The following is an 18,817-nucleotide window of genomic DNA, read 5'->3' as shown; positions in this document are numbered from 1 at the left end:
ACAGCGTCCACCCATGCAGATCTCGTCCAGCACACCCACACTGGACTCATGGCTTCTTCACTGACTCGCGCCGACGGATCCCCCCTGCGCGTCCTCGTCGTCGACGACGAGGTCAACATCGCCGAGCTCCTGCAGATGGCGCTGCGCTACGAGGGCTGGGAGATCCAGACCGCGCACTCAGGACGCAAGGCCGTCGCCGCGGCCAAGGACTTCGCGCCCGACGCGATCGTGCTCGACATGATGCTGCCCGACTACGACGGCATGGAGGTGCTGCGCAAGGTGCGGGCGTTCGCCCCCGAGATCCCCGTCCTGTTCCTCACCGCCCGCGACTCCGTCGAGGACCGTGTCGCCGGGCTCACGGCCGGCGGCGACGACTACGTCACCAAGCCGTTCAGCCTCGAGGAGGTCATCGCCCGGCTGCGCGGGCTCATGCGCCGCGCCGGCGCCATGGACGCGAAGCCCGACAACGTCATCACGGTCGGTGACCTGACCCTGGACGAGGACAGCCGCGACGTGCACCGCGCCGGCCGCGAGATCGACCTGACCGCGACCGAGTTCGAGCTGCTCCGCTTCCTGATGCGCAACCCGCGCCGCGTCATGTCGAAGGCACAGATCCTCGACCGCGTCTGGGACTACGACTTCGGCGGCCAGGCCAACGTCGTCGAGCTCTACATCTCCTACCTCCGCAAGAAGATCGATGCGGGGCACGAGCCGATGATCCACACCAAGCGCGGCGCGGGCTACGTGCTCAAACCGGCAGAGTAGGGCCCATGCGCAAGCTCCTGCCCTCGTCACTGACCGGGCGCCTGATCCTGACGGTGGTGACGTTCGTCGCCGTCGTGAGCATCCTCGTGTCGGTCTCGGCGACCCTGATCATGCGGTCCTACCTGACGGGCAAGCTCGACGACCAGCTGGAGCAGGCCTTCGACCGCGCCCAGCGCGAGCAGCGGGACCCGTCGAACGACGGCTTCGGCGGGGGGCTGCCGCAGCGAGGCCAGGGCGTGCCGCTGCCGCTCGGCCAGGCCGCCGGAACGGTCACCGCGACGTACGACTCCACGAACCAGCGCGGAGTCGTGCTGACCACGCAGGGCCCGCCCCGGGCCCTGTCGACGACCGCGATCGAGGCGCTCACCGAGGTGGTCGCCGACGGCAAGCCCCACACGATCGAGCTGCCGGCCCTGGGCACCTACCGGGTCGTCGCCGTCGAGGACGACGACGGCGACACGTTGGTCGGCGGCCTGCCGACCGAGGACGTCGACGGCACCATCTCCAGCCTCATCTGGTGGGAGTCGCTCCTGGCCGTCGCCGGCATCGGTGCCGCCGCCGTCGCCGGACGCGTCCTCGTGCGCCGCCAGCTGCAGCCGCTGCGCGACGTCGCCGCGACGGCCCACCAGGTCACCGCGATGCCGCTGTCGTCCGGCGAGGTGGGCGAGACCGTCCGCGTCCCCGACGACCTCACCGACCCGACCACCGAGGTGGGGCAGGTCGGCGAGGCGCTCAACCAGCTGCTGGGCCACGTGGAGCAGGCCCTCGACGCCCGTCACGAGAGCGAGCAGCAGGTGCGGCAGTTCCTCGCCGACGCCTCCCACGAGCTGCGGACGCCCCTGTCGACCATCAAGGGCTATGCCGAGCTCAGCCGTCGCACCGGCCGGGCCGACCCGGACCAGATCCTCGCCAAGGTCGAGTCCGAGGCCGGACGCATGTCGACCCTCGTGGAGGACATGCTGCTGCTCGCCCGGCTCGACGCCGGCCGCGACATCGATCGCCGTCCCGTCGACCTGACCCGCCTCGTGGTCGAGGCCGTCAACGACGCCCGCGTCGTCGACCGCGAGCGGCAGTGGACGTTCGACGTGCCCGACGAGCCGGTGACCGTGACCGGCGACGAGCAGCGCCTGCACCAGGCCGTCACCAACCTGCTGACCAACGCCAGCCGCCACACCCCGCCGCAGACCCGCGTCGACGTGCGGATCGTCGAGGGCGACGTCGTCCGGGTCGAGGTGCACGACGACGGCCCCGGCATCGACGCCGAGCTGCTGCCGACGATCTTCGAGCGCTTCACCCGGGGCGACTCGTCCCGCACCCGGGCGTCGGGTGGCGCCGGTCTGGGCATGTCGCTCGTCAAGGCGATCATGCACGCCCACCACGGCGACGCCACCGTCGCGAGCGTGCCGGGCGACACGACCTTCACCCTCACGCTGCCCGCCTGATCCAGCGCGTCTGATCCAGCGCGTCTGATCCAGCGCGTCTGACCGCGCCCGTCTGGTCCCCCGCGACGGGGCTCCCCGACGGGCCCCGCGAGGGTCACAGGGTGGGCACAGAGTGACCACACCCCTGTGCCAGAGCAGCCGTCGATGGTGGTCTCATGACCCAGACGATCCTTCCGGCGCCGCCGACGGCGCACCAGCGCGAGGCGAGCTCCTCACCCGCACCGGCCACCCCGACGAGGCTCCGCCAGCTCTGGCGTGGCCGGGTCGAGGACTCGCCGCACGTCCGCCCCGTCCTCCTCGGCCTCCTGCTGGCCACGGCCCTGCTCTACCTCTGGGGCCTCGGCGCCTCGGGCTGGGCCAACTCGTTCTATGCCGCAGCGGTCCAGGCCGGCTCCGAGTCGTGGAAGGCGTTCTTCTTCGGCTCCTCCGACGCCGCCAACGCGATCACCGTCGACAAGACCCCGATGTCGTTGTGGCCGATGTCGCTCTCGGTGCGCATCTTCGGCCTCTCGTCGTGGAGCATGCTCGTGCCGCAGGCGCTGATGGGCGTCGCGTCGGTCGGTCTGCTGTACGCCGCGGTGCGCCGCACGACCCGCAACGCGTGGGCCGGCCTGCTCGCCGGTGCGATCCTGGCCCTGACGCCGGTCGCCGTGCTGATGTTCCGCTTCAACAACCCCGACGCGATGCTGACGCTGTTCCTGATCGGCTCGGTCTACGCCACGATCCGTGCGATCGAGTCGCCGGAGCGCGCCGTGCGCTGGCTCGTCCTCGGCGGCTCGCTGGTCGGGTTCGCCTTCCTGGCCAAGATGCTGCAGGCCTTCCTGGTCCTGCCCCCGCTCGCGCTGGTCTATCTCGTCGCCGCGCAGCCGTCGGTCGGCACCCGCATCAAGCACCTGCTCGTCGCCTTCGCCTCGATGGTCGTCGCCGCCGGCTGGTGGATCGCGATCGTCGAGCTGTGGCCGGCCTCGAGCCGTCCCTACATCGGCGGCTCGCAGAACAACTCGATCCTCGAGCTCGCGCTCGGCTACAACGGCCTCGGTCGCCTCAACGGCAACGAGACCGGGTCCGTCGGCGGCGGTGGCGGCTGGGGCGAGACCGGCCTGCTCCGCCTGTTCGGCTCCGAGATCGGCGGCCAGATCGCCTGGCTGCTGCCCGCCGCGATCGCCCTGCTGGGTCTCGGCCTGTGGTTCCGTCGCGGCGCCGGCCGAACCGACCGCCAGCTCACCGGGCTCGTCGTCTGGGGCGGATGGTTGCTCGTGACGGGCCTGACCTTCAGCTTCATGGCCGGCATCTTCCACGCCTACTACACGATCGCGCTCGCCCCGGCGATCGCTGCCCTGGTCGCGATCGGCGCGAGCATCCTGTGGGACCAGCGCGACTCGGTCGTCGCGACCCTCGGCGCCGCGTTCGTCATCGCGATGACCTCGGCCATGAGCTTCGTCCTGCTCGACCGCTCGGCGAGCTTCCTGCCGTGGCTCAAGTACGCCGTCGTCGCTGTCGGCGTGGCGACCGCCTTCCTGCTGGTGCTGCACCGGCTGCTGCCCCGTCGGGTGGCCGTCGCCGTCGCTACCGGCGCCGTGATCGCCATGCTCGCCGGCCCGGCCGCGTACGCGGTCGACACGGCCGCGACCCCGCACACCGGCTCGATCCCCAGCGCCGGGCCCAGCACGGGCAGCGGCGGGATGGGCGGCCCCGGTGGCAACCGTCCGGGCGGTGGCCGCGGCATGGGCCAGCCCCCGACCCAGCAGGGCACGCAGGGAACCCAGGGCACGCAAGGCACCCAGGGAACCCAGGGCGCGCAGACCGCACCCGGCGGCACCCAGACCCAGGGCGGCACCGGTGGCCTCCTGTCCGGCTCGGAGTCGACCGACGAGATCAACGCGCTGCTGACCGCCGACGCCGACTCCTACACCTGGGCGGCCGCGGCGATCGGGTCCAACACGGCGTCGGGCTACCAGCTCGCCACCGAGCTGCCGGTCATGGCGGTCGGCGGGTTCAACGGCTCCGACCCGAGCCCGACCCTGGCGCAGTTCCAGCAGTACGTCGCCGACGGCGAGATCCACTACTTCATCGCCAGCGGTGGTGGAGGCGGCGGACGCGGCGGCATGAACGCGAGCGGCAGCACGAGCACGGAGATCTCGACCTGGGTGACGGAGAACTTCACCGCCCAGACCGTCGACGGCGTCACGGTCTACGACCTCTCCGGAGGCATCCAGTGACCGCCACCGCGATGCAGCCGGTCCCCGCCGGCGCTCCCCGGGGCGCCCCCGTCCTCGACGTCGTGATCCCGGTGTACAACGAGGAGAAGGCCCTCGTCGGCTCGGTCGAGACCGTCCGTGCCCATCTGCGGACCCTCCCGTTCGACTTCCGCGTCACGATCGCCGACAACGCGAGCACGGACGCCACGGGCCTGCTGGCCCACCAGCTGGCCCACCGGTTCGACGACGTCCGCGTCGTGAGCCTCACCGAGAAGGGCCGGGGCCGGGCGCTAAAGCAGGCCTGGTCGCGGTCGGACGCCGAGGTCCTCGTCTACATGGACGTCGACCTGTCGACCGACCTCAACGCGCTGCTGCCGCTCGTCGCCCCCCTGTTGTCAGGGCACTCCGACCTCGCGATCGGCTCGCGCCTGGCTCGCACGTCCCGCACGACGCGCGGTCCCAAGCGTGAGCTGATCTCGCGGACGTACAACGTGCTGCTGAAGGGTGCGCTGCGGGCCCGGTTCTCCGACGCCCAGTGCGGGTTCAAGGCGATCCGCCGCGACGTCGCCGAGCAGCTGCTGCCGCTCATCGAGGACGACGAGTGGTTCTTCGACACCGAGCTGCTGGTCGTCGCCGAGCGGGCCGGCCTGCGCATCCACGAGGTGCCGGTCGACTGGATCGACGACCCCGACAGCCGCGTCGACATCGTCAAGACCGCCGCGGCCGACCTGCGCGGCATGGGTCGGCTCGGCTGGGCCCTCATGCGTGGACGCATCCCGCTGGCCGAGGTCGCCCAGACCCTCGGCCGGGCCACGGCCAGCAGCGCCCGCGGACGCCTGAGCTCGCAGATGGTGGTGTTCGCGCTCATCGGCATCCTGTCGACGCTGGCCTACGGCGTCCTCTACGTCGCCCTGCGCGGCAGCCTGGGCGCCCAGGAGGCGAACGCCGTCTCGCTCGCCGTGACCGCGATCGCCAACACCGCGGCCAACCGGCGGTTCACGTTCGGGTTCCGCGGCGCCGACGGCGCCGTCCGGCACCAGCTGCAGGGCCTGCTGGTGTTTGCCTGCGGCCTGGCGGTCACGAGCGGAGCCCTCTGGGCCATGCGGGCCCTGCAGGGCGACGCCCACCCGCTCGTCGAGGTCATGGTGCTGACGGCGGCCAACCTGTTCGTGACCGTGATGCGCTTCGTGCTGATGCGCGTGTGGATCTTTCGCAGGATGCCCGAGAAGGTCGAGCACGCCGTCTGAGGCGCGCGGGGCGCCGGTATCGGTTGTCTGGACCCTCTCCATGCACCAAGATCGAGGACGACGGCACGCACTCTCACCGCCGACCGACCGAAAGTGACGACCATGGCTCAGAAACAGTCCATCCTCGGGCGCATCGGGCAGCTGACCCGCGCCAACATCAACGCCCTCCTCGACAAGGCCGAGGACCCGGAGAAGATGCTCGACCAGATGGTGCGTGACTACACGAACTCCATCGCCGAGGCCGAGGACGCCGTGGCGCAGACGATCGGCAACGTGCGCCTGGCCGAGGCCGATCACGCCGAGGACGTCGCCGCGGTCAAGGAGTGGGGCGCCAAGGCCCTCGCGGCGTCGCAGAAGGCCGACTCGCTGCGGGCGGCCCAGCCGGCCGAGGCCGACAAGTTCGACGCCCTCGCCAAGGTCGCGCTGAGCAAGCAGATCAGCTTCGAGAACGAGGCCAAGGCCGCGGCTCCGCAGATCGCCGCGCAGAACGAGACGGTCGAGAAGCTCAAGTCCGGCCTCATCGGCATGAAGGCCAAGCTCAGCGAGCTGCAGACCAAGCGCGACCAGCTCGTCGCCCGCGCCAAGACCGCCGAGGCCCAGGCCAAGGTCCAGGACGCGGTCAGGTCGATCGACATCCTCGACCCCACGAGCGAGCTCTCGCGCTTCGAGGAGAAGATCCGCCGCGACGAGGCGCAGGTGGCCGGGCAGGCCGAGCTGGCGGCGTCGAGCCTCGATGCGCAGTTCGCCGAGCTCGAGGGCGACAGCACGATGACCGAGGTCGAGGCGCGACTCGCCGAGCTCAAGGGCATCGGCGCTGCACAGCCTGCGGCCGTCGACCCGGCAGAATGACCTCCACTCCCGAACAGAACAGGACGACCAGATGAAGCTCAGCGAGAAGTTCTCCTACGAGGGCGCCAGCGTCGAGGCCGTGTACGGCCTGCTCGCCAACCAGGAGTTCCGTACCGAGTCGTGCGAGAACCAGGGGGCGACCGACTACACGGTCACCGTCGAGGAGCAGGGCGGCGGATCGACCGTCACCATCATCCGCACCCAGGACGCCGACATGCCCGACTTCGTCAAGAAGCTCACCGGCAGCACCGTCAAGGTCAAGCAGACCGAGGTCTGGAGCGCACCCGACGCCTCGGGCAACCGCACCGCCGACGTCAAGGTCAGCATCATCGGCCAGCCCGCCGAGATGACCGGCACGGCCAAGCTCTTCGCCAAGGAGGGCGGCTCCGACTTCACCGTCGACGGCGACGTCAAGGTCTCGATCCCGTTCATCGGCAAGAAGATCGAGCCCGAGGTCGCCAAGGCGATCCGCGCGTCGCTGCGCGAAGAGGTCGAGTACGGGATGACCAAGCTCTAGGCAGAGCCTGTCGTCACCGACGACACGTCACCTACGACGCCGTGCGCCGCACCTCGCGGAGCACGGCGTCGATCTCTTGCGGGGCGTACCACGCGAGGTCGCCGCTGCCGTCGAGGTCGAGGTGGAACGAGGCGACGTCGATCATCCGCACCGGCCCGTCGGCGTCGTCGATCTCGACCGCGGCGGCGACGACACCGTGCTCAGCGGCCTCCTCGAGCGCCGCGAGCTCGTCCTCCTCGTCGACGGACACCGACACGAACGCCTCGGCGGGGGTGATCGTCTCCCCCGCCTCGAGGGCGGCCAGCTCGTCGAGCGTCAGCCCTAGATAGACGCGCGTCACTTCTTCGCCGGACGCTGGCGTCCGCGCGGCGCCCGGGCGCGCCGCCCCTCGACGGTCTCGACGAGCTCGGCGAGCGCGTCCTCGATGCACTGCGCCAGCACGTCGACGTCGGGCACCGCGTCGCGGTCGGCGACGATCCCGACGAAGACCTTGCTGTTGTAGGACGTCACGCCGATCGCGAGCGCCCGGCGCCCGCTGAGCGGGATGCACGGATAGACCTCCGCGACCGCCTCACCCGCGAGGTAGAGCGGATCCTGCGGGCCGGGGACGTTGGTGATGACGATCTGGTGGCCGCGTCCGGCCTCGGAGTCGGCGACCCTGGCGCCGACGGCGTGGAAGGTCGAGGTCGCGAAGCCCGGCAGCGCGGCGAGCGTGTTGGCCGCGACGGCCGACCCGGTCTCGCGGTGGTCCTTCAGCGCGTAGGAGACCTGGTGCAGCCGGACGACGGGGTTGGACTCCCCCACCGGCAACGACAGCAGGTGCCCGCGGACCTTCGAGCCCAGCGAGGTCGGCAGCCCGTCCTCGGCGACGACCGACATCGGCACCATGGCCCGAAAGCTCGTCTTGGCAGTGACCGGCTCGGCCCGGGTGAGCATCCAGCCCCGGATGCCGCCGGCGATGACCGCCAGGATCACGTCGTTGACCGTGCCGCCGTGCTCCTCGCGGACACGGCGGAAGTCGTCGAGGTTGGCCGCGAGCGACGCGAACCGGCGATGGCGGCTCAGCTCGGTCGACAAGATGCTGTGCGGCGCCTGGGCATCGGCACCGATGATCGGCAGCCGCCGTGCGAGACGGCCGAGGTTGAGCTCGGTGATGCGCAGCGCCTCGGCGGGATGCCGGATGTTGCGGCCGATCGTGTCGGCGACCAGCTCGGCGGCGTTGGGCTCCGACCGAGGGTTCCACTCCTCGTGGGGGATGTCGCGCGCATGGGCGGTCTCCTCCAGCAGCACCTGCGCGAGGTCGACCGTCTCGGACCCGTCGACCAGCGCCTGGTGGGCCTTGAACAGCAGGGCGACTCGCCCGCCGGCGAGCCCCTCGATGAGGTAGAGCTCCCACAGCGGTCGGTCGAGGTCGAGGCGGCGGGCGATGAGGCGCCCGACCAGCTCGTGCAGCGCGTCGGCCGTGCCGGGACGCGGCAGCGCGGAACGACGCACGTGCAGCGAGATGTCGAAGTTCTCGTCGTCGAGCCAGACCGGCGTGCCGAGCGCACCCGGGACGGAGCGGGGCACCTGCCGGTAGCGCGGCACGAGGTCGATGCGCTCGTTGATGACGTGAATCAGCCGGTCGTAGTCGAGCGGGGTCTCGCCGGGCTCCAGGATCGCGAGGGACGCCACCTGCCGGGGCACCGTGGGGCTGTCCTGGTGCAGGAACATCGCATCCAGCGGGCTCAACCGTTGCATGTCTCTCCTCGTGACGACCTGCACAGAAGTTACCACCGGGTCACCTGTCGGACAGCGCAAGCATCGCCGGGGGTGAGACGCGATCGAGGACATGGGCCGCGAGCACCTCGACCCGAGCCACGAACGGTGACGAGGGCGCGGCCTCCCGAGGGGTCCGGCCGCTCACGGCCGCAAGATCGAGCCCCGACTGGTCGAACGGCAGGCACGCGGCCGGTTCGAGGCCGGCGAGCCGGGCGATCATCGCGCGGATGTCGCGCTCGCCCCAGCCGAGCGTCGTCCGCACCATGTTGACCGCAACGAGCACGTCGAGGCCGGGAGCGGTCTCCGCGAGCTCGTGCAGACCGCGCACCAGACGGGCCAGCCCGACCGGGTCGGGACGCCCGACCACGACCGCGAGGTCGGCCTGCTCGATCACCTGGAGCGTCGTCTGGTTGCGACCTGCCCCACCGGGCGCACCGCCGGGCTCGAGCGAGAAGGCGCAGTCGACCACGACGAGACCCGCGTGCGACCGCAGCTGCGCCAGGACGACGTCGAGGGCACCGGGGCGGACCTGCGGCCACATGTCGGCCCGTGGGAGGCCCGAGAGCAGCCGCAGTCCGGGATCGATGTCGAGCAAGTGGTCGGCGACCTCGTGGCCGCGGCCCTGGTTGGCGGCGCGGCAGGCGGCGACGAGGCCGGAGACGTCGTCGAGCACGCTGAGCAGCTGGCCCTGGGCACCGCCGTGGGTGTCGGCGTCGACCAGCACCGTGTCGACCCCGCGTGCCGCCGCGGCCGACGCCAGCCCCAGGGCGACGGTGCTGCGTCCGGGAGCACCGTTCGGCCCCCACACCGCGACCACCGGAGCGACCCGCCCCGGCTCGGGCCGGGCGGTGGTCGGGGCTTCTCGCGCGATCTCGTCGAGCGAACCCAGCCGGAGCTGCCGGACGATGCCGAGGGCCTCGCACCGTGCGGCATCGCCCGCGACCGCGGCCACCCTGACGCCGGATCGCTCGAGCCGGTGGACCGCGTCGACGTCGATGCCCGGGAGGTCGACGGACACGAGTGCCGCGGCGGCCCGGCCCGTCTCGGCCGTGGCCAGCAGGTCGGCCACGTCGACGCAGCGACGCACGAGCCGGATCACCGACGACGCCTCGACCTCGCCGATGGCCGCGGACTCCCACGCTGCGTCACCTGCGGCGATCACGACGTCCATGTCACGTCACCCGCACGAGCGTGACGTGGCCCGAGGCGACCGTGCTGATGACCGAGCGGCCCAGGCTGACCTCGTCGACCTCGACGAGCACCGTCTGGGCCAGCGAGCCGCTCGCGGCCGCCGCATCACCCCCGGACTGCAGGACGCGGACGGACTCCAGCACGCGGACCGCCTTGCCACCCGGCTCGTCGCCGGGCCCGGGCCCCACCCACACGTCGACCAGGTCGCCGCGGGACAGGTCGGCCGGCGCGGCACCGTCCGTCACGCTCAGGGGCAGCTGGCTGAGCGTGACGGCCGACCGCTTCACCACGGCGTCCTTGCCGACGAGCGATCCCGACCCCAGGCCGTGGGCCCACACCAGGTCGTCGAGCGGCGCCTCGAACTCCTCGTCGATCCGCACGTAGTTGCCGGCGGCCCCACCCGACAGCCGCACCCGGGCGGGCTCGAGGTGCTCGGCGAGGACCGGGTCGCCGGGACGCACCTGCTTGCTCACCGACCAGTACTCGACCGAGTCGTCGCTCGCCGCGGCGACCCGCGCGCCCAGCACCGTGGCGCCGAGCACCAGCAGGATGCCCAGCACCAGCCGCGGATCGCGCCATCGTCGGATGCGCAGTCGTGTCGTCCTGCCTGATTCCCCAGGCCCCCGCCAGTTCGTCATGGAAAGGTTCTACCGACCATCCGCCGTGGCGTCCACCCCCTGCCCACATGTCCACAGGTCGTCAGGACCCACGTCCGCTTTGACACCCTGTCGTGGGAAACTGGCTGCATGCCACCTCCCAGCCCGCGGTTCCTCACGCTGGCTGACGTCGCCGAGATCCTCAACGTCACGGTCCGTCAGGTCTATGCGCTCGTGCGGTCAGGCGACCTGCGCGGCATCCAGATCGGTGGACGCGGCCAGTGGCGCATCGAGAACGACCAGCTCGAGGACTACATCTCGCGCCAGTACGCGCGCGCCGAGGCCAACGACATCGTCGAGGCCGACGACGACGTCACGTCCGACCACTGACCACGGCGATCGCGGTCCACACGACGACCTGGTCGCGGCCCGACGCCATGCGCAGCCTGACGAAGTCACGCCCGACGACGTCGACCACCCCGTCGCGTGACGAGCCGTCGACGAGCCGGATCCTGATCTCCTCGCCGGCGTCCCTCAGCGCGCGGAGCACCTGACCCCAGCCCAGCCGCGCCCCCACCAGGGACGGCTCGTCGGCCCGCCGCTGCGCCTCGTGGACCGCGGTGACGGCTCTCGTCGCGACCACGTGGTCGGCGGCATCCCCCTCGAGCCGGATGATCGCCTCGTTGACGAGCGAGACGACCCCGTCGAGGCGTCCGGCTCCGCGGACCTCGATCGCGACCCGGCCGCCGAGCAGGTCGCGCCACGACGTCTCGGCCCAGTCGCCGTCCCGCAGCTCACCGACCAGGGCGTCACGCTCCGCGAGCTCGAGGTCGGCGGCCTGGCCCTCCAGGTCGTCGAACAGTCGGTCCCAGCGCACACCGGCACGCTACCGAATCCTGCAGGCCCGTGACAGTGTCCCCAGCCCGCCGCGACCATGGTTGACAGATGTTCTCAAACAGTCTTTTCTGACATCAAACGTTCTCAAACGTCATCAAAGGTGATTCGGATGCATCTCACACGGGGTGGATGGCTGGTCACAGCGATCGCCGCCGCCGGCGCGTACGTGCTCGGGCCCGAGGCGAGCGGCCTGGTCCGCGACCTGGGCGGGCCGTCGTTCCCCGCCGCGCTGCTGGCGCTCGGCTCGCTGGTGCAGCTGACGCTGTCGACGTGGGCGCTGGTCGTCGCCGCCCTCTCGCTGACCGGCCGCACCTCCCGACTGGCCCGAGCGATCACGCCCGGCTTCGTGCGGCGAGCCGTGTTCGTCGGAGCCGTCGGGGCCTTGACGATCGCCCCTGCCCACGCCGAGCAGGGAGCGAGCCCCCGCGACGACACCCCCCACTCGCTCGACGGCCTGCGGCTGCCCGACCGACCCTCCGGCGTCACGACGACCGCACACCGCGCACCCTCTGCCGGCGTGGTCGTCGTGCGAGCAGGCGACACCCTCTGGGACATCGCCTCGCGATCGCTGCCCCCGGGGGCGACGGACGCCGACGTCGCCAGCGCCACGCGCGACTGGCACCGCAGCAACGACACCGTCATCGGGACCGACCCCGACCAGATCTTCCCCGGCCAACGCCTCACTCCACCTCGCGGGAAGGACCGCCCATGAAGACCGCCACCGCCCTGATCGCCCCGTCCGTGCACCCCTCGTTCGCCGACCCGGTCGAACCGGCATCAGGGCAGATCCCGCTGCCGTTCCCCGGCATGACGCCGGTGCTTCCCGTGCCCGTCGAGCGCGGCGACGCACGCCCCATCCGCGAGCGGTCGGCTCGATTCATGCAGGCCCTCGTCGAGGTCCTGTCCGGCGAGCGCCCCGTCCGCCAGATGGCCGCGTGGATGGCTCCCGACGTCTATGCCCAGCTGACGACACGTCTGACGGCGCACGCCCGCGTGCCCCTGCGCGCACGGTCGGGCCGAGGCGCACGGATCGTCTCCGTGCACGTCGCGATGGTGCACGACGAGGCGGCCGAGGTCGCCGGGCGCATGGTGCACCGCGGACGCTCGCGCGCCATCGCGGTGCGCCTCGAGCTGCAGACGACGCACCGCGGCGACCAGGTGTGGCGCTGCACCGCGCTCACCTGGGCCTGACCGGCCTCAGCGGTTGTTCTTGCGCGACTTGCGCTGCTGCTTGGCCTTCTGGCGTGACTTGTTCTTGGCGTTCGCCGCGCGGCGCGCCTCGGCCTCGGGGCTGTCCTCGGTGATCGTCTCGCCCCGCACCTCGGGCTCGCCGTCCTCGCTGGGCGCGGAGTACGAGAGCGCCTGGGGCGCCGACTTCACCCCGAGGCCCTTGGCCGTGAGCTGCATCGTCTCGTCGTCCGCCGCCGCCTGCGACTCCTCGACCTGCACGTCGAGGTTGAACAGGAAGCCCACCGACTCCTCGGCGATGCCCTCCATCATGGCGTTGAAGAGCTCGAAGCCCTCGCGCTGGTACTCGACCAGCGGGTCGCGCTGGGAGTACGCCCGCAGGCCGATGCCCTCACGCAGGTAGTCCATCTCGTAGAGGTGCTCGCGCCACTTGCGGTCGAGCACGCTCAGGACGACGCGGCGCTCCAGCTCACGCATGACCTCGGCACCGAGCTCGTCCTCGCGGGCCGCATAGGCCCGCTGGGCGTCCTCGGCCACGACCTGCTGGAGCAGCTCACGGCTGAGGCCCTCACGTCCGCCGACCTCGTCCTCGACGCCCTCGATCGTGATGCCGATCGGATAGAGCGTGCCGAGCGCGGTCCAGAGCTGCTCGAGCTCCCACTCCTCGGGGAAGCCGTCGGTGGCACCGGTGACGTAGGCCGTCACGACGTCGTTGATCGTCGAGGTGACCCACTCGTGCATGTCCTGGCCCTCGAGGACCTGACGACGCTCGGTGTAGATGACCGAGCGCTGGGCGCTCATGACGTCGTCGTACTTGAGGATGTTCTTGCGGGTGTCGAAGTTCTGCGCCTCGACCTGCGCCTGCGCCGAGGCGATGGCACCCGTGACGCGCTTGTTCTCGATCGGCACATCGTCGGGGATCTTCATGGTCTGCAGGACCCAGTTGACCCAGTCGGCCTTGAACAGACGCATCAGGTCGTCCTCGAGCGAGAGGTAGAACCGGGTCTCGCCCGGGTCACCCTGACGGCCCGACCGACCGCGCAGCTGGTTGTCGATGCGGCGCGACTCGTGGCGCTCGGTGCCGATCACGGCCAGACCACCCGCGGCGGCGACCTCGTCGTGCTCGTTGGCGACCTGCTGCTCCATCTGCTTGAGCGTGTCGGGCCACGCGGCCTCGTAGGCCTCGGAGTCCTCGAGCGGGTCGAGGCCCTTCTTGCGCAGGGCAGCATCGGCGAGGAACTCGACGCTGCCGCCGAGCATGATGTCGGTGCCACGACCGGCCATGTTGGTGGCGACCGTGACGGCGCCCTTGTGGCCGGCCATCGCGACGATCGCGGCCTCGCGGTCGTGCTGCTTGGCGTTGAGGACCTCGTGCGGGACGCCGCGCTTCTTCAGCTGCTTGGACAGGCGCTCGCTCTTCTCGACGCTGGTCGTGCCGACCAGGATCGGCTGGCCGTTGGCGTGACGCTCGACGATGTCCTCGACGACGGCGTTGAACTTCGCCTCCTCGGTGCGGTAGACGAGGTCGGGCTGGTCGATGCGGGCCACGACGCGGTTGGTCGGGATCGGGACGACACCGAGCTTGTAGATCTTGTCGAACTCGGACGCCTCGGTCATGGCCGTTCCGGTCATGCCGCCGAGCTTGTCGTAGAGACGGAAGTAGTTCTGCAGCGTGATCGTGGCCAGGGTCTGGTACTCCTCGCGGATCCGGACGCCCTCCTTGGCCTCGATCGCCTGGTGCAGGCCCTCGTTGTAGCGACGCCCGTCGAGGATGCGGCCCGTGTGCTCGTCGACGATGAGCACCTCACCCTCCATGACGACGTAGTCCTTGTCGTTCTTGAACAGCTCCTTGGCCTTGATGGCGTTGTTGAGGAAGCTGATGAGCGGCGTGTTGACCGCGTCGTAGAGGTTGTCGATGCCGAGCTGGTCCTCGACGCGGTCGATGCCCTCCTCGGTGACGGAGATCGTGCGCTTCTTCTCGTCGACCTCGTAGTGCTCGTCGGCCTTCATGGCCCCGACGATCTTGGCGAACTCGCCGTACCACTTGACCTCGTCCTCGGTGGGGCCCGAGATGATCAGCGGCGTGCGGGCCTCGTCGATGAGGATCGAGTCGACCTCGTCGACGACGGCGAAGTTGTGGCCGCGCTGCACGCAGTCGTCGATGTTGTCGGCCATGTTGTCGCGCAGGTAGTCGAAGCCGAACTCGTTGTTGGTGCCGTAGGTGATGTCGGCGGCGTAGGACTGGCGGCGCTCGCCCGGCGACATGCTCGGCAGGATCTGGCCGACAGAGAGCCCCAGGAAGTGGTGGACGCGACCCATCCACTCCGCGTGGTACTTGGCGAGGTAGTCGTTGACCGTGACGACGTGGACGCCCTTGCCCGACAGGGCGTTGAGGTAGGCAGGCAGCGTGGAGACCAGGGTCTTGCCCTCACCGGTCTTCATCTCGGCGATGTTGCCCAGGTGCAGCGCGGCGCCACCCATGATCTGCACGTCGAAGTGACGCTGGCCGAGCACGCGGAACGCGGCCTCGCGCACCGTGGCGAATGCCTCGGGCATGATGCCGTCGAGGGTCTCGCCGTCGGCCAGGCGGCTGCGGAACTCGTCCGTCATGCCACGCAGCTCCTCGTCGCTCATGGCGTGGAACTCGTCCTCGAGGGCGTTGACCTGCTTGGCGATCGCCTCGAGCTGCTTGAGGACCTTGCCTTCGCCCATGCGAAGAATCTTGTCGATGACCTTGGGCACGAAATGCACTCCTGAAACGGCGGGAACTCGAGATAAGTCTGTGAGCCTTGTCAGTCTAGATCAGAGGCAAGGGCGGCTGTGAGTTCCCCGGCCAGATCCCCCTTCACCGGTGGTGACACGGTGTCGAGGCCGAGCCAGCGGGCCAGGAGCCGCAGCTCGTCGGCGAGCTCGGCGGCGGTGTGGGACGGGGCGTGCGACTCGGCCCAGGCGCCGTGGACGAGCAGGACGCCGGCCTGCCGGTCCGCCTTGAGGTCGACCCGGGCGACGAGGCGGTCACCCAGCAGGAACGGCAGCACGTAGTAGCCGTGGACGCGCTTCTTCGCCGGCACGTAGATCTCGATGCGGTAGCGGAAGCCGAAGAGCTGCTCGGCCCGCGTCCGTTCGAAGACCAAGGGGTCGAACGGGCTGAGCAGCGCACGCGCGGAGACCTTGCGGGGCTGCACCGCGTCACGGTGCAGATAGGCCGGACGGCGCCAGCCCGCGATGGTCGCCGGCAGCAGCTCGCCGGTCTCGACGAGGTCCTCGATGGCCGCCTTGGTCGACGCGGGGTCCATCCGGAAGTAGTCACGCAGGCACTGCGCCGTCCCGACGCCCAGCGCCGCCGCGGCATGGCTGACCAGCACCCGGTGGGCCTCTGCGGAGTCCAGCGGCGGGGCGGCCATCTGGGCGGGCGGGATCACCCGCTCGGGCAGGTCGTAGACCCGCTCGAACGCTGAGTTGCGGCGTGCCGCGGTGACCCGTCCCTTGTAGAAGAGGTACTCCAGGGCCAGCTTGACCTCGGACCAGTTCCAGCCCCAGCCGTCCTTCTCACGCGGGACGTCGTGCTCGATCTCGCGGGCCGTCAGGGGGCCGTTGGCCCGCACCTCGTCGAGCACCCACTCGACGAACGCCGGCTGCTCCTCGGCAATGCGTGCCATGCCGCCCCACATGCGGGCGCCCGACTCCATGCGGAACCCGAAGGCCTGCCAGAGGTTGACGTCGACGAGGGCCGCCTCGTGGGCCCAGTACTCGAACAGCCGGCGCGGTGCACGGCCCGACGCCCGGTGCAGGATCTCGACGTCGTAGGCCCCGAGCCGTGAGAACAGCGGCATGTAGTGGGCCCGCTGCAGGACGTTGACCGAGTCGATCTGGAAGAAGCCCAGGCGCTCGACGACCCGCGCCACGTGCCGCGACGTCACCTCGCCGTCGACACCGGGCCGCGGCCGGGTGAACCCCTGCGCGGCCAGGGCGATGCGACGGGCCTGCAGGACCGTGAGCTGCTGGGTCACGCGAAGGTCAGGGGACGTCGTCGACGAGCTTGCTGCGCACGGCGTACATGGCCGCTTCCATGCGCGACTTCATCTGCAGCTTCTCGAGGATGTTGCGGATGTGGTTCTTGACCGTGTTCTCGCTGATGAACAGCTCCTCGGCGATCTCGCGGTTGCTGAGCCCGCGGGCCACGTGCCGCAGCACCCCGAGCTCGCGGGGCGTGAGGTTGGTCGTCGGTGCCGGGCTCTTGGACATGTGCACGAACTCGTCGAGCAGCTTCGTGGCCATGCTGGGGCTGATGAGCGACTGGCCGGACGCGACGAGGCGGACCGCCTCGGCCACCTGCTCGTAGGTAGACCCGTCCTTGAGCAGGTAGCCCGAGGCGCCGCTGCGGATGGACTCGTAGAGGTCGGACTCGTCGTCGCTGGCGGTCAGCATGATGATGCCCGTGGTCGGCGAGATCTGCTTGATCGCCGCGCAGACCTCGACACCGCTGCGCCCGGGCATGCGCACGTCGAGCAGCACGATGTCGAAGGGGTTCTCCGCGACGAGCTCGAGCGCCTTGTCGCCGTCGTCGACCTCTTCGAGCTCGAGGCTGTCATCAGCCCCGAGCACCATCTTGACGCCGCGTCGGAAGAGCTCCTGATCATCGACCAAGAGGACGCGGATGCTATCGCCCCGGGAAGTCACTCGACGATCATGCCACGGAAACGGGGCACGAGCGCGGAGGGCTCACTCGACGACGTCGAGGTGGATGACCCCGTAGTCGTAGCCCTTGCGCAGGTAGACCACGCTCGGACGCATCGAGTCCTTCTCGAGGAACAGGTAGAAGTCGTGCCCCACGAGCTCCATCTCGTACATCGCCTGGTCGAGGGTCATGGGGCTCGCCTCGTGCGTCTTCTCGCGCACGACGAGCGGGCAGTCGCCCTGGACGTCGATCGGCCCGGCCTTGCTGAACGGGACCTCGTCGCTGGGGTCGTCGCGCAGGAGGTCGTCTCCCACCGGCAGGCCCGCGGTGGCCTCGGCCACCGAGGTCGGGCGCTTGTCGCCGTGGTGGATGCGCTTGCGGTCGACGGCGCGACGCAGGCGGGACTCGAGCTTGTCGATCGCGGCGTCGAGCGCCGAGTGCTGGTCGGTCGAGGTGGCCTCGGCCCGGACGGCCGGTCCGCGCGACCGCAGGGTCATCTCCACCTTGGCGGCGGTGTCGTGCTGGCGCGGGTTCTTCTCGTGCGTGACCTCGACCTCGACACGATTTATTTTCTGCCGAGCGTCGTATTTTTCGAGCCGGAGAAGCTTCTCCTCGACGTGCTCCCTGAAGCGCTCGGAGATCTCGCTGTTGCGACCGTTGACGACAATTTCCATGGGAACTCCCTTGTCTCGGTGTCACGCCTGTGAGCAGCGCTGCTGGTCAAGCCATATCTGTGACGGTAGACCGCCCCGGGGCGATCCGCCAGTGTTCGGCTCAAGTTCATCTGCGCGTCTCAGGAAGCCGCGGGGTGGCCGCGACGACCGACACTCCGAGGGGTCGTTGACCCGCCGCCGTGAGCACCCGGACGGCCTCCCCCACGGTCGATCCGGTGGTGAGGATGTCGTCCACCACGACGACGTCCCGGCCTTGCAGGCCATCTCGACGATCCAGCCGGAACGCGCCGTCGAGGTTGGCCCTGCGGTCGGCCGCGCCCAGGCCGGCCTGGTCACGCGTCGACCGGGCGTACGCCAGCGCCGGGACGACCACCGCGTCCACGCCGGTCACCGTGAGACGTCGGGCGGTGGACCGCGCGAGGTCACCGACCAGGTCGCTGCCCCGCTGCCTCCTGCTGCGCCGCGACGTCGGCACGGGGACGATGGCGAGGGGACGTCCGGGCCGCAGGTGCGGGACCACCGCGGCGGCCAGCTGGAGGTCGAGCACGGCGGTCAGGCGGGTCGCGCCCTCCTCCTTCCACGCCACGAGCACACGCCGCAGCACGTCGGTGTTGAGGCCCGCGGCGACGGGGACCACTGGCGCCGGGCCGCGCAGCGAGTCGGGCGAGGGATCGGGCCACGCCACGGTGGGATCAGGCCGGATGGAGATGCCGCAGGGCCGGCAGAGCGACAGTGCCATCGCGCCGCACCCGGCACATCGGGCACCCAGCACCAGGTCCGCGAGGGGGACGACGACGTCTCGCACGTGACCACC

General features: G+C 70.6%; 19 protein-coding genes. 9 read left to right on the top strand and 10 right to left on the bottom strand.

What is annotated here, in order from left to right:
* The first annotated feature begins 48 nt into the window (after window positions 1-48).
* The 6 genes from HQK15_RS16980 (at window position 49) to HQK15_RS16955 (ending at window position 7,018) form a co-directional block, all read left to right on the top strand.
* Window positions 49-765: a response regulator transcription factor gene (locus HQK15_RS16980; RefSeq protein WP_173492698.1), complete on the top strand. Its 717-nt coding sequence runs from the start codon at window positions 49-51 to the stop codon at window positions 763-765.
* Window positions 766-770: 5 nt separating this feature from the next.
* On the top strand, window positions 771-2,207 hold the full coding sequence (locus HQK15_RS16975; protein WP_173492697.1) for a sensor histidine kinase: 1,437 nt from the start codon (window positions 771-773) through the stop codon (window positions 2,205-2,207).
* A gap of 155 nt (window positions 2,208-2,362) precedes the next feature.
* Window positions 2,363-4,426, top strand: coding sequence for an ArnT family glycosyltransferase (locus HQK15_RS16970; protein WP_173492696.1), 2,064 nt, complete (start codon window positions 2,363-2,365; stop codon window positions 4,424-4,426).
* The gene (locus tag HQK15_RS16965; RefSeq protein WP_367649232.1) at window positions 4,423-5,652 is read left to right on the top strand and encodes a bifunctional glycosyltransferase family 2/GtrA family protein; all 1,230 of its coding nucleotides are present in this window, start codon (window positions 4,423-4,425) and stop codon (window positions 5,650-5,652) included. Before HQK15_RS16970 ends, HQK15_RS16965 begins: the two co-directional genes overlap by 4 nt.
* A gap of 102 nt (window positions 5,653-5,754) precedes the next feature.
* Window positions 5,755-6,501, top strand: a complete 747-nt coding sequence (locus HQK15_RS16960) for a PspA/IM30 family protein (RefSeq protein ID WP_173492695.1) — start codon at window positions 5,755-5,757, stop codon at window positions 6,499-6,501.
* Window positions 6,502-6,532: 31 nt separating this feature from the next.
* Window positions 6,533-7,018 carry a DUF2505 domain-containing protein gene (locus HQK15_RS16955; protein WP_173492694.1) on the top strand — a complete coding sequence of 162 codons (486 nt, stop codon included), beginning with the start codon at window positions 6,533-6,535 and terminating at the stop codon, window positions 7,016-7,018.
* Window positions 7,019-7,049: 31 nt separating this feature from the next.
* On the opposite strand, the gene HQK15_RS16950 is transcribed toward HQK15_RS16955, so the two are convergent.
* The 4 genes from HQK15_RS16950 to HQK15_RS16935 are packed head-to-tail and all read right to left on the bottom strand — an operon-like array spanning window position 7,050 to window position 10,608.
* Complete coding sequence (locus tag HQK15_RS16950) at window positions 7,050-7,358, bottom strand: hypothetical protein (protein WP_173492693.1); 309 nt, start codon at window positions 7,356-7,358, stop codon at window positions 7,050-7,052.
* Window positions 7,355-8,758, bottom strand: a complete 1,404-nt coding sequence (locus HQK15_RS16945; RefSeq protein ID WP_173492692.1) for a WS/DGAT/MGAT family O-acyltransferase — start codon at window positions 8,756-8,758, stop codon at window positions 7,355-7,357. The genes HQK15_RS16950 and HQK15_RS16945 overlap by 4 nt, the downstream gene beginning before the upstream one ends.
* A gap of 40 nt (window positions 8,759-8,798) precedes the next feature.
* Window positions 8,799-9,950: a CpaE/TadZ family protein gene (locus HQK15_RS16940; RefSeq protein WP_173492691.1), complete on the bottom strand. Its 1,152-nt coding sequence runs from the start codon at window positions 9,948-9,950 to the stop codon at window positions 8,799-8,801.
* 1 nt (window position 9,951) lies between these two features.
* A complete protein-coding gene (locus HQK15_RS16935; RefSeq protein WP_173492690.1) occupies window positions 9,952-10,608 on the bottom strand; it encodes a hypothetical protein in 657 nt (218 codons plus the stop codon).
* Between the two features lie 108 nt (window positions 10,609-10,716).
* On the opposite strand from HQK15_RS16935, the gene HQK15_RS16930 reads away from it, so the two are divergent.
* A complete protein-coding gene (locus tag HQK15_RS16930; RefSeq protein ID WP_173492689.1) occupies window positions 10,717-10,956 on the top strand; it encodes a helix-turn-helix domain-containing protein in 240 nt (79 codons plus the stop codon).
* Here HQK15_RS16930 and HQK15_RS16925 read toward each other — a convergent pair.
* The gene (locus HQK15_RS16925; RefSeq protein ID WP_173492688.1) at window positions 10,940-11,443 is read right to left on the bottom strand and encodes a hypothetical protein; all 504 of its coding nucleotides are present in this window, start codon (window positions 11,441-11,443) and stop codon (window positions 10,940-10,942) included. The two genes, HQK15_RS16930 and HQK15_RS16925, sit on opposite strands and share 17 nt — an antisense overlap.
* Before the next feature lie 129 nt (window positions 11,444-11,572).
* Here HQK15_RS16925 and HQK15_RS16920 point away from each other — a divergent pair, with 129 nt between their 5' ends.
* Together HQK15_RS16920 and HQK15_RS16915 are read left to right on the top strand one after the other, a co-directional pair.
* A complete protein-coding gene (locus tag HQK15_RS16920) occupies window positions 11,573-12,175 on the top strand; it encodes a LysM peptidoglycan-binding domain-containing protein (protein WP_173492687.1) in 603 nt (200 codons plus the stop codon).
* On the top strand, window positions 12,172-12,654 hold the full coding sequence (locus HQK15_RS16915) for an Rv3235 family protein (protein WP_173492686.1): 483 nt from the start codon (window positions 12,172-12,174) through the stop codon (window positions 12,652-12,654). The genes HQK15_RS16920 and HQK15_RS16915 overlap by 4 nt, the downstream gene beginning before the upstream one ends.
* Before the next feature lie 6 nt (window positions 12,655-12,660).
* Here HQK15_RS16915 and secA read toward each other — a convergent pair whose 3' ends face one another.
* The 5 genes from secA to HQK15_RS16890 form a co-directional block, all read right to left on the bottom strand.
* Window positions 12,661-15,363, bottom strand: a complete 2,703-nt coding sequence (gene secA, locus HQK15_RS16910; protein WP_217361815.1) for a preprotein translocase subunit SecA — start codon at window positions 15,361-15,363, stop codon at window positions 12,661-12,663.
* Window positions 15,364-15,443: 80 nt separating this feature from the next.
* Window positions 15,444-16,661, bottom strand: coding sequence for a winged helix-turn-helix domain-containing protein (locus tag HQK15_RS16905; RefSeq protein WP_173492684.1), 1,218 nt, complete (start codon window positions 16,659-16,661; stop codon window positions 15,444-15,446).
* A gap of 7 nt (window positions 16,662-16,668) precedes the next feature.
* Window positions 16,669-17,298, bottom strand: a complete 630-nt coding sequence (locus HQK15_RS16900; protein ID WP_254451136.1) for a response regulator — start codon at window positions 17,296-17,298, stop codon at window positions 16,669-16,671.
* A 75-nt stretch (window positions 17,299-17,373) separates the two neighbouring features.
* Window positions 17,374-18,003, bottom strand: a complete 630-nt coding sequence (hpf, locus tag HQK15_RS16895) for a ribosome hibernation-promoting factor, HPF/YfiA family (protein WP_173492683.1) — start codon at window positions 18,001-18,003, stop codon at window positions 17,374-17,376.
* A 106-nt stretch (window positions 18,004-18,109) separates the two neighbouring features.
* On the bottom strand, window positions 18,110-18,808 hold the full coding sequence (locus HQK15_RS16890; protein ID WP_173492682.1) for a ComF family protein: 699 nt from the start codon (window positions 18,806-18,808) through the stop codon (window positions 18,110-18,112).
* Between the last annotated feature and the right edge of the window lie 9 nt (window positions 18,809-18,817).

Origin of the sequence: Aeromicrobium stalagmiti, assembly GCF_013283745.1 — a bacterium.
GTDB classification, from domain to species: domain Bacteria; phylum Actinomycetota; class Actinomycetes; order Propionibacteriales; family Nocardioidaceae; genus Aeromicrobium; species Aeromicrobium stalagmiti.
This window is presented reverse-complemented; position numbering and strand designations above follow the sequence as displayed.

Bases quoted from the DNA above. Each gene is read 5' to 3' on its own strand.
- HQK15_RS16980 (WP_173492698.1), top strand. From the start codon at position 49: ATGGCTTCTTCACTGACTCGCGCCGACGGATCCCCCCTGCGCGTCCTC.
- HQK15_RS16975 (WP_173492697.1), top strand. From the start codon at position 771: ATGCGCAAGCTCCTGCCCTCGTCACTGACCGGGCGCCTGATCCTGACG.
- HQK15_RS16970 (WP_173492696.1), top strand. From the start codon at position 2,363: ATGACCCAGACGATCCTTCCGGCGCCGCCGACGGCGCACCAGCGCGAG.
- HQK15_RS16960 (WP_173492695.1), top strand. From the start codon at position 5,755: ATGGCTCAGAAACAGTCCATCCTCGGGCGCATCGGGCAGCTGACCCGC.
- HQK15_RS16955 (WP_173492694.1), top strand. From the start codon at position 6,533: ATGAAGCTCAGCGAGAAGTTCTCCTACGAGGGCGCCAGCGTCGAGGCC.
- HQK15_RS16945 (WP_173492692.1), bottom strand. From the start codon at position 8,758: ATGCAACGGTTGAGCCCGCTGGATGCGATGTTCCTGCACCAGGACAGC.
- HQK15_RS16940 (WP_173492691.1), bottom strand. From the start codon at position 9,950: ATGGACGTCGTGATCGCCGCAGGTGACGCAGCGTGGGAGTCCGCGGCC.
- HQK15_RS16935 (WP_173492690.1), bottom strand. From the start codon at position 10,608: ATGACGAACTGGCGGGGGCCTGGGGAATCAGGCAGGACGACACGACTG.
- HQK15_RS16930 (WP_173492689.1), top strand. From the start codon at position 10,717: ATGCCACCTCCCAGCCCGCGGTTCCTCACGCTGGCTGACGTCGCCGAG.
- HQK15_RS16920 (WP_173492687.1), top strand. From the start codon at position 11,573: ATGCATCTCACACGGGGTGGATGGCTGGTCACAGCGATCGCCGCCGCC.
- HQK15_RS16915 (WP_173492686.1), top strand. From the start codon at position 12,172: ATGAAGACCGCCACCGCCCTGATCGCCCCGTCCGTGCACCCCTCGTTC.
- secA (WP_217361815.1), bottom strand. From the start codon at position 15,363: ATGGGCGAAGGCAAGGTCCTCAAGCAGCTCGAGGCGATCGCCAAGCAG.
- hpf (WP_173492683.1), bottom strand. From the start codon at position 18,003: ATGGAAATTGTCGTCAACGGTCGCAACAGCGAGATCTCCGAGCGCTTC.